Source organism: Gordonia sp. GN26 (assembly GCF_054823965.1).
This window is the reverse complement of the sequence record NZ_JSYC01000054.1, coordinates 23,506-33,309: the sequence shown is the minus strand read 5'-3', so window position 1 is coordinate 33,309 and position 9,804 is coordinate 23,506. Positions and strand designations below refer to the sequence as shown.

General features: G+C 69.7%; 8 protein-coding genes. 4 read left to right on the top strand and 4 right to left on the bottom strand.

Annotated features, from left to right (window positions below):
- Positions 1–32: 32 nt before the first annotated feature.
- Complete coding sequence (locus tag OK17_RS13225) at positions 33–794, bottom strand: class I SAM-dependent methyltransferase (RefSeq protein WP_461417707.1); 762 nt, start codon at positions 792–794, stop codon at positions 33–35.
- A 68-nt stretch (positions 795–862) separates the two neighbouring features.
- Between OK17_RS13225 and OK17_RS13220 the strand changes: the two genes are divergently transcribed.
- Complete coding sequence (locus OK17_RS13220; protein WP_232717069.1) at positions 863–2,011, top strand: glycosyltransferase family 4 protein; 1,149 nt, start codon at positions 863–865, stop codon at positions 2,009–2,011.
- On the opposite strand, the gene OK17_RS13215 is transcribed toward OK17_RS13220, so the two are convergent.
- Both OK17_RS13215 and OK17_RS13210 read right to left on the bottom strand, forming a co-directional pair.
- Positions 1,977–3,692, bottom strand: a complete 1,716-nt coding sequence (locus OK17_RS13215) for a hypothetical protein (RefSeq protein WP_461417706.1) — start codon at positions 3,690–3,692, stop codon at positions 1,977–1,979. The two genes, OK17_RS13220 and OK17_RS13215, sit on opposite strands and share 35 nt — an antisense overlap.
- Positions 3,693–3,707: 15 nt before the next feature.
- The gene (locus tag OK17_RS13210) at positions 3,708–4,643 is read right to left on the bottom strand and encodes an HpcH/HpaI aldolase/citrate lyase family protein (RefSeq protein ID WP_232717071.1); all 936 of its coding nucleotides are present in this window, start codon (positions 4,641–4,643) and stop codon (positions 3,708–3,710) included.
- Between the two features lie 110 nt (positions 4,644–4,753).
- On the opposite strand from OK17_RS13210, the gene OK17_RS13205 reads away from it, so the two are divergent.
- Together OK17_RS13205 and OK17_RS13200 are read left to right on the top strand one after the other, a co-directional pair.
- A complete protein-coding gene (locus OK17_RS13205) occupies positions 4,754–5,944 on the top strand; it encodes a polysaccharide biosynthesis protein (protein WP_461417705.1) in 1,191 nt (396 codons plus the stop codon).
- A gap of 57 nt (positions 5,945–6,001) precedes the next feature.
- On the top strand, positions 6,002–6,472 hold the full coding sequence (locus tag OK17_RS13200) for an SRPBCC family protein (RefSeq protein ID WP_232717073.1): 471 nt from the start codon (positions 6,002–6,004) through the stop codon (positions 6,470–6,472).
- Positions 6,473–6,475: 3 nt separating this feature from the next.
- Here the strand turns inward: OK17_RS13200 and OK17_RS13195 are convergent, their stop codons facing one another.
- Entirely contained in the window at positions 6,476–7,678 is a 1,203-nt protein-coding gene (locus OK17_RS13195) for a PorA family protein (protein WP_232717074.1), read from the bottom strand.
- Between the two features lie 44 nt (positions 7,679–7,722).
- Between OK17_RS13195 and OK17_RS13190 the strand changes: the two genes are divergently transcribed.
- Positions 7,723–9,087: an acyltransferase family protein gene (locus tag OK17_RS13190; protein ID WP_232717075.1), complete on the top strand. Its 1,365-nt coding sequence runs from the start codon at positions 7,723–7,725 to the stop codon at positions 9,085–9,087.
- Positions 9,088–9,804: the final 717 nt, after the last annotated feature.

The following is a 9,804-nucleotide window of genomic DNA, read 5'->3' as shown; positions in this document are numbered from 1 at the left end:
GAGCTTGCGACGAGCCGTATCGAAACCAGGGCCTACCGTTTGCGCAGCACCAGCACGAGGTTGGTGCCCAGCACCTCGCGGAGGCCGGGGACGCGCATGACCCACCACATCCAGCGCGGGATGTAGCGGGGGAACGCGGCCAGGAGCTCGGCCCGTTCAGTCACCGATTCCGCCCAGCGCAGGCCGTCGGTCGCGTGGACGGCGAACAGCGACGTCCCGAAGAGGTTCTTGGGCGGATGGCCGTGGCGACGCGTGTAGAGACGCGCCGCGCGGTGACCGCCGAGGTAGTGGGTGAGGCCCATCTCGTGGCCGCCGAACGGACCCCACCAGAGCGTGTAGCTGATGATGACGACGCCGCCCGGGCGGGTCACGCGCAGCATGTCGTCGGCCATCTCCCACGGCGTCGACGTGTGTTCGACGACGTTCGACGACAACGTCACGTCGATGCAGTCGTCGGCGAAGGGCAGGTTCTGGCCCGACCCGCGGACCGACCCGCGGTGTTCGAGACCACCGGCATGCATCTCCGTCGGGTCCGGTTCGACCGACATGTAGTGCGCACCCCGTGCGCGGAAGGCGTCGGCGAAGTAGCCGGGACCGCCGCCGACGTCGAGGATCACGCCGCCGTCGAGGTCGGGGACGAACGCCTCAACCATCTCTGCGGTGTCGGTCGCCAGTGCGCCGTAGAAGCGGGCGGGATCGGACTGCTCGTACCGGAAGTCGTTCAGCAGCCCGGCCGCGCGCCGCAGGGTGGCCAGCCGGGCCATACGGTCGCGGCCGGAAGTCGTGGTCGTCATCGTCGGGAAACTCTAATCGACCGGAGTCTCGGCAGATCATCAGCTACTCGGCGGTAGGCTGTCGTGCGATGCGCGTACCTTCCGACGTCCTGCTGCTGTGCTGGCGGGATACCCGCCACCCTCAGGGTGGTGGCAGTGAGACCTATCTGGAACGCGTCGGCGCAGAACTGGCCCGACGCGGCGCACGCGTGACCTTTCTGACCTCCGCATATCCGGGCGCCGCCGGGGAGGAGTACCGCGACGGCATGCGGTTTGTGCGCGCCGGCGGGCGGATCACCGTGTATCCGCGCATGCTGACGACGATCCTGGCCGGTCGTCTCGGCCTCGGGCCGCTCCGGGACTGCCGTCCGGAGGTCGTCGTCGACACCCAGAACGGGGTGCCGTTCTTCGCGACCGCCGTCGCCTCGGCGCCGACCGTGGTGCTGGTCCATCACTGTCACCGCGAGCAGTGGCCGGTCGCCGGTCGGTTGCTCGGGCACGTCGGCTGGTTCATCGAGTCGCGGCTCTCGCCGAGGATTCATCGCCGGAACCGCTACGTCACGGTGTCCACGCCGTCGAAGACCGAACTCGTGGCGCTCGGCGTCGATGCGGATCGGATCTCCGTCGTGCGCAACGGCATCGACCCCGTACCCGCGGAGGCGGTTCTCGCCGCGCAGTCCTCCGGCACCGGTACCGAGGCGGTGCGTTTGTGCGTCCTGTCGCGCCTGGTGCCGCACAAGCAGGTGGAGGACGCGCTGACGGTCCTGGCGCAATTGCGGCGTTCCGGCATCGACGTCGAACTCGACGTCATCGGCGGCGGTTGGTGGTCCGACGAACTGCGCTCGGCGGCAACCGAACTCGAGGTCGACGACGCGGTCACCTTCCACGGCCATGTCAGCGAGGAGCGCAAGCACGAGCTGCTCTCGCGGGCCCAGGTCCACCTCATGCCCTCCCGCAAAGAGGGGTGGGGTCTGGCAGTCGTCGAAGCCGCGCAGCACGGGGTCCCGACCATCGGCTACCGCAGCTCGGTCGGTCTCACCGACTCCATCGACGACGGCAACACCGGTCTCCTCGTCGACGGGGTCGATGAATTAGTCAGCGCCACAAGGAAACTCATCGACAACCCGGACGAGGCCCAGCGACTCGGGGACAACGCGCGGGTCCGCGCGGGCCGCTACTCCTGGGCCGCCACCTGCGACGGGTTCATCGAGACGTTCGACGCCGTTCTCGCGCGCTGACGACGACCGCCCCCGCGACGCCGGCGAGCAGCATCGTTGCCCACAGGAGGTGCGCGGCGATCGCCAGAGCCCGATCAACGGCCCCCGAACCATGATCGGCCGGATCGTCGACCCGGTACAGCCGCAGATCGTCCCCGTCGTGGACGAGGCGCGCATCCGCCGCGAGCCGGGCGGGTGGGGAATCGTTCTCGACGAGAACCCAACCCACGCCGAGCGCCGCGAGTTCATCGGGGGCGCCGCCGGCCTCGAGCGCCGACGCCACGGCCGCAGCGTGCTCGCTCGGCGGATCGACGACCTCGCCGTCGACGGTCAGTGCACCCGACTCGATCACCGGGGCCCGCAGCATCCGCGCCGCGGGATCGAGTGAGACGCCGTCCGCGAAACGGTAGTGCCGCACGGTGTCCGCAGGCCACAGGGCGACCGATCCCTGATCGCCGGGCACGATCTCCGCCACCGCCGCCCAGTCGTCGGGGTAGGCCACCGGCCGCACCGAACCGCCCGCACCCCAGGCGAGATCGGGCAGCGGCGCCACGACGAGCAACACGACCCCGACGAACGCGAAGCCCGACGGCACCCGCCTACAGGCCGCCGCGACCGCGCCGGCCACGGCCAGTGCGACCCCGGGGACGAGCAGCGCCGAGAACTTCTGGGTGTCGCGGAGCAGGCCGGCGCCGGGGACGTGTTCGACCCCGACCTCCAGCAACCACTCTCCCGGACCGAAAGTGCTGAGGGTCAACAGGATCACGACGACGAGGGCCAACGCGCCGATCCCACGGACAAGCGGATCGAGGGTCGTCCGACGACGGAAGAGGTAGACGACACCCGCCGCGATCACGAGCAGCAGGCACAGCGTCGCGATCGCCGCCCACCAGATGGTGCGGCTGGTGGGAACCGCATCGGCGTTCCAGATGCCGCCCAGGGACAGAACCGTTCCCACCGGCCCCAGGCCCGGCTCCGACCGGAGGCCGAACGCATCGACGCCGGCGGCGGCGGACGTCGTGGTGGCGTCGCTGATCACGGCCGTCACGACCCACGGCAGCGCGCTCAGAACCCACAGGCCGGCGGCCACGAACGCTGGGCGCAGTCCGACCGGACGGCAGCTGAGCCCCACGACCAGCACGACCCCGGCGAGTACCGAACCCGTCGGCGTCAGTCCGGCGGCCGCCAACAGTCCGCCGAGACGGAGGAACCGCGCCGCGTCGCGCTGGTCCCGAAGCTCCGCCGCCGCAACGAGAATCCAGCCCAGCGCGGCGTATCCGACCAGTAGACTCCAGTGCCCCTGCAGGAGACGTTCGGCGACATAGGGATTCCAGATCGCCACGAGAGCTGCGGCGACCGCGCCGGCACGTCCGGCGCCGGGGACGAGCCGGAACGCCAGCCGGCCGAAACCGACCCCGGCGAAAAGCACCGCGGCCAGCAGGATCGCGGTGACCACCACGCCACCGTCGACCACCGTCGATGTCATCGCGACGAACCAGTCCTGCGGCACCGCACGCGGCGGCAGGTCACCGATGCCCAGCGTGGTGTCGGTGACGTGGGTACTCGGCGTCGACACCGCGTCCCGATACAACAGGTAGCCGGGTCCGACGCCGATCAGTCCGGGGAGCAGCGGAGCCAGGACGGCCACGGCCGCAACGATACTCACCAGGTAGAGCGTCGGGAGCAACCGTCCGGAGAACACCGCGGCCCGTGCGGATCAGAAGTGGTGGGTGTCCGACGGCGCGGGTGCGTGCACCGGGTCGTCGTCGAACTCCGACTCGGTGATGCCGTAGGCGCGCGCGAGGTCGAGGATCTTGGTGGCGCGTGCGATGCGGGGGAGGTCCGAACCGTTGCGGATCTCTCCGCCGTCCCGCTCGAACTCGGCGAAGAACTCCCGCGCCCAGGTGATCTCGTCCTGGGACGGCGACAGGCCCTCGTTGACCGGGGCGCACTGCGCGGGGGTCAGGCAGATCTTGCCGGTCATGCCGAACTCCGCACTCACCGCAGTGGCCTCGCTCAGTTTGAGGGCGCTCGAGCCGACGGTCGGACCGTCGATGGCACTGGGGAGGTGCGCGGCTTTGGCGGCGATGGTGAATCGCGACCGGGCGTAGGCGAGGGTCTGTGGGTTGTCGCCGAAGCCGGTGTCCCGGCGGAAGTCGCCGATACCGAAGGCGAGGCGGAAGGTGCCCTTGGCGGAGGCGATCTCGCTGATCCGCTCGAGTCCGCGGGCGGTCTCGACGAGCGCGACGATCGGGAGACCCGGTAGGCGCTTGGCAGTCTCGGTCACGTGGTCGACGGACTCCACCATCGCCAGCATCACGCCACCGATCGCGGTCTGCGCGAGTGCCTCCAGATCATCGGCCCACCACGGGGTGCCGAAGCCGTTGATACGGACCCATTCACCGGCGCCCGGACCAGAACCGTCCTTGGGGCCGATCCAGCGCACGACGTTGTTCCGCGCCTCGACCTTGTCCTTGGGAGCCACGGCATCTTCGATGTCGAGCACGACGATGTCGGCGCGCGAGCGAGCCGCCGGCTCGAACTTCGCGTAGTGGGCGCCGTTGACCAGGAGCCAGCTTCGGGCCAGCACCGGATCGATACGCGAACCGACATCGGTCGATTCGGCGTCGTAGGTCGTGTTGTCGTCGTACATCGATATCTCTCGTCCGTGAATCTGCAGCCTACCCATCGTTGCCTATGGCCGATGACCGGTGCAAAGCACCCTGCGCGCGGGAGTCGGTGCCAACTCGGCACACTTGTGCCATGCAGCAGACCCGTCCGACCCGGCGGCAACAGGCCTCGTCGGGAACCGTCGGCGCCGTCGGATCGGTCGCCGTCGGATCGATGGTCGCGAACATCTGCATGTACGTGGTCCATCTCGCGGCGAGCGCGCGGTATCTGGATGTCAGTGAATACGGCGAGTTCGCGGTCCTGTTGTCGGCGATGCTGGTGCTGGGTGTGCCCGCACTGGCGCTGCAGAACGTCGTCGCCCGCGAGGTCGTCCTGGGGCGCGACGAGCGGCGACTCCGCCGGGTGGGCATCCAGACGACGCTGTACGTGGTGGTTCTGGTCGCCGTCGCGACGCCGCTGGTCGCGTTGCTGATGCGTACGGGTGTGATGACGACGCTGGCCGCTCTCGGTGCGGCCCCGCTGCTGGCTCTGATCGCCGCAGGTCAGGGCATCCTGCAGGGGCGCGGCGAGTTCCGGACGTTGTCGTGGGTGTTGGCCGCGGTCGGGGTCCTGCGTTCGATGCCGATCGTCGGTGCCTTCGTGCTGGGCGCCGGTCCGGCGGGTGGGCTGCTGGCCGGGACCATCGGTGCCGCGGTGTCGGCGGTCGTGGTCTGGGCGGTTGTCGGGAAGGTCGGGGAGCGCGTCTCGGATGCGGGCACGGTCGGGGTCCTCAGCGTCGTCCGCGCATCGCAGGTGCAGTTGGTGCTGATCGTGGCGTCGTCGGTGGATCTCCTGCTCTCGCCACGGGTTCTCGACGCCGAGTCGGTCGGCGTGTACGCGCTCGGTGCGATCGCCACCAAGGTCGCGTTCTGGCTGCCGCAGGCCATCGGCGTGGTCTTCTATCCGCGCCTCGCAGACCCCGCCCGGTCTCGTGTCTCGCTGCGGCAGGCGGTGGCGGTGGTCGCCGGCGTCGGCGTGGTCCTGACTCTCGGCGCCGGGGTCGCGGGACCGCTGGTGCCGATCGTCTTCGGCGACGGCTACGACGAGCTGGTCCCGCTCCTGTGGCTCTTCGCCTACATCGGCGCGGCGCTGGCCGTGCTCCAGGTGGTGCTGTTGTCGGCCATCGCCCGCGACCGCACCCGGGTCGCCTTCGTGACCTGGATCGTCGTGGCGATCGAGGTGGTGGTCATCCTCACCGTCGCCGGGTCGGTGGTCGGGGTGGCGGCCACCGCGGCGGTCGCGGTGACGATCGCGGCCGCCGCCACATGGGCGCTGACCCGCTGACCATCGGGCCTCAGCAGGAACGTTGCCGAGCTCCGGATGTTTCGGCAGGGTGGACAGATGAGCGACAACGGAGTCACCAAGGTCACTGTCCAACGAGTCATCGAGGCGCCCGTCGACGCGGTCTTCGACGTCCTCTCCAATCCCGAGAGGCATCAGGCCATCGACGGCTCGGGGTTCATCCGCGGCGTCGACCACGCCGACCGCATCCAGAAAGTCGGTGAAGTGTTCACGATGAACATGGAAGGCGACCACATGGGCGGCGAGTACAAGACCGACAACCACGTCACCGGTTACGCCAAGGACAAGTTGCTGGCGTGGAAGTCGACTCCCGCGGGCACCGAGCCTCCCGGGTGGGAGTGGCTGTGGGAGCTGGAATCCCAGGGACCCAACGAGACGTTGGTCCGCCACACCTACGACTGGTCGAAGGTCACCGACAAGAAGCTCCTCGAGCAGGTGAAGTTCCCGCTCGTGACCGAGGCCCAGCTCGAGGACACCCTCGGACGGCTCGCGGCCCAGGCTGCTTCCTGAGTTCTATCCGTCGGCTCCGGCGGTGGTCTCGCCGCCGGAGCGCCGGAGCCTCGCGGGCAACCACGCCGGATTGATCAGAAGGGCCCCGACGACCAATGCGGCGACCCCGAGGATGCCGGTCGCGATCGGCACGATGCGGCCCCAGATCGTGATCGGCGTCGCGAGATCCGAAGCCAGACGCGACATCTGGGACTGCGTCGTCTCGTCGTAGGCGAAGGTCGCCTGCAAGTGCGGCAGTCGGAAGTCCGCGGGCACACCGGGAGTGCCGTCGGGGAAGGCGTAGAACTCCTCGACGCTGATCTTCGCGTCGACGATCGTGCCCGTCCGCGGCTCGACGGCGAGGTCCCACGAACTACGGTGTCGCAGAGTGGCAATCAGGTCGCGACGCGGGCCGTCGATGCCGAACCACGACGCCGGCCGGGTGATGACGACGTCGGTGCCGACCGGCCTGCCGAACGCGGCCCGGGCGAGGTCGGTCTCGGGGACCTCGGCGCGGAAGCGGGCGACGTCCTTGCCGACGACCTCGGTGTCACCGTCGTATTTCAGGGGCACGGTCGTCCGGGTGACGACGTCGAAGAACTCGTGGTCGGTGAGGCTGGTGTCGAAGGGCAGCAGGTAGGTGAAACCGCGTCGGTCGGGCACCAGGACCGGCGCCTCGTTGCTGTCGTACTGGATCTCCGACGCCCCGCGCGCCGAGAGCTGTGGTTCGGCGGTCTCCCGGTCGAGCGTCACCCGGTCCTTGACCGCGTCGATCGTGGCGTCGTTGCAGGCGCCCGGGGAATCGGCGTCGGCGTCACTGCCCGGTCGTGGGTCCTCCGGCTCCACTGCGCGGTCCTCGATGCGCAACGTCTCGGCCTGAACTGAGGTGCCGGCCTGCAGCGTCACGCGGTGTTCGTCGGACGGCTGCACCGCGACGACCCGCTGCTGACGGACCAGATCGGCGTCGAGCGTCCGCGCCGCGGGCGTGGCCAGCGAGCAGCGGTCGAGGATCGTCGCGTCCTCGGCGGTGGCGACCGTGGTGAAGTCGGTGCTCAGCGGGATCTCGCGGAAGCTGCCGACGAGCAGCGTCGGCAGGGCGATGGTCACCGCGATGAGGAAGCTGCCGATGAAGATGAGCGTCGGTCCGGCCAGGTCCGCGGTCGACCAGCGGTGAGGTGCGGACTGTTCCTCCGCGGGGGAGGGCACCGGGGACGGCTCCGAAGACATGGTGGCGAGGGTAGTGGATGCCACCGGGCTACCCTGTCACCAGCATGACCAGCACCGACTCCGCCCGCGACTCTGTCGCCGCATCGAACACCGACTCTGTCGCCGCATCGAACGCCGCCGCCGTCGCCGCTTCGGACCCCGATGCCCGCTCCGGGGCGTCGCACTCCGACGCGGCCGTCACCTCGCGACGCTTCTACCCGCAACTCGAGGGCATGCGTGCCCTGGCCGCGATCGGTGTCCTGATCACGCACGTGGCCTTCCAGACGCGGGCCGTCGAGATCGCGGTCCTCGGCCCGGTGCTCGGTCGCCTCGACCTCGCCGTCGCGCTGTTCTTCGGCCTCTCCGGGTTCCTGCTGTGGCGACCGTGGGTCGACGCCGCGCATCGAGATGCCGGGCATCCGTCGATCCCGCGCTATCTCAAGCACCGCGTCGTCCGCATCTGGCCGGCGTACGTGGTGGTCGTCGTGCTGGTGCTGCTCCTCCTGCCGGAGGCCCAGGGCGCCGACTTCGACGTCTGGCTCGCCAACCTCACCCTGACCCAGGTCTTCGTGCCCCTGACGTTGACCGCGGGACTCACCCAGATGTGGAGCCTGTCGGTCGAGATCGCCTTCTACGCGCTGCTCCCGCTCATCGGACTCGCCCTGGTGCGGTTGCGGGGCCGACGGGCGGTTGCCCGCATTCCGGTGCTCCTGGTGCTCGGCGCCCTCAGCCTCGGCTGGGCCTGGGTGGGCACCTCGCTGCCCGTCACCGATGGTGTGGAGACCAAGAACTGGGTGTTCGGTCACCTGCCGTGGTTCGTCGCCGGCCTGATCCTCGCCGAGGTCGCGGGCGTGCTCGACACCGCAGGCGCGCCCCGCGGGCGGTGGATGAACCTGGCGATCCGGCTCAGCGCGAACCGGTGGCTGATGCTCGCGGTCCTCGTTGCCGCCTACGGGCTGGCGTGCACCCGACTCGCCGGCCCGACCGGACTCGGTGACGTCACCAACATCGAGTTCGTCACCAAGATGGTCCTCGGTGCACTGTGCGGCTACGCGCTGCTCGCACCGCTCGTCTGCAACCCGGGCCCGTTCCGCTTCCTCACCTCACGCGTGATGCTCGCGCTGGGACGATGGTCCTACGGCATCTTCATCTGGCACGTCGCGGTCCTCGCAGTCGTCTTCCCGTTGTTCGGCATCGTGCCGTTCAACGGCAACACCCTCCTGGTCCTGGTGATCACACTGGGACTCTCGGTCGGGATCGCGGCGGCGTCCTACGCGTTCATCGAGGAACCGGCACGAAACTGGTTGCGTAGCCGCGAGACACGACGCCGGAAGCGGGTGGTTGCTGATTCGGTTGGGCCCTCGGACTCTCCCGTCGACCAGAACACCAGCCAACCGGTCATCAGCACGGCGACCAGCGCCGGCAACTGAACCCACCACTCCCAGCCGTGGTAGCCGTCGGAGGCGTGCCATGGGCCGGCGGTGAGGCCGACGGTGGCGAGCATCATCGTCGCGAAAGTCGTTGTCACCCCCGCCTTCGGCGGGATCGCCGCGGCGACCATCCCGACCGCGATCCCGATGGCCAGACCCCACCATCCCGACAGCAGCCACGATGCACCGAGAATCCCCAGACCGGCGGCCATCAGGGTGAACCGTCCGGTGGTCACGGCCCGCCGCTCGGTGATGGCCTCCCGCCGCGACGACGGCCACCATGCCGCGACGAGGAGCAGGGCCATCAGTACGAGTCCGATGACGAGCGACCAGCGGTACAGCGAGTCGAACCGGTAGGTGAGCTCGACCGTCCCCGACGCCCCGGCGGGCACGATCCAGCCCTGCTGCCAGCCGTTCACGATCACCGGCGACAGCTCCCGGCCGTCGAGCCGCGCGATCCAGCCCGGGTTGGTGGACTCGGGGACCACGAGTAGGCGTTCGGGTCCGGGATCGATCTGAACCGCACGACTCGCCGCGGTCCATTCGGGAACGTCCGGTGTGGTCGTCGCAGCGCCCTCCACGGGTGCTCCGACCGTCAGCGACACCGCGTCGACGGTGAACGCCTGACCGGGGTTGACGGATACCTCCTGCTGTCCGGCGGGCAGTCGCAGTTCGCCGGGCGCGCAGGCCCGGGCGACCACCGGTTCCCCCGAACGC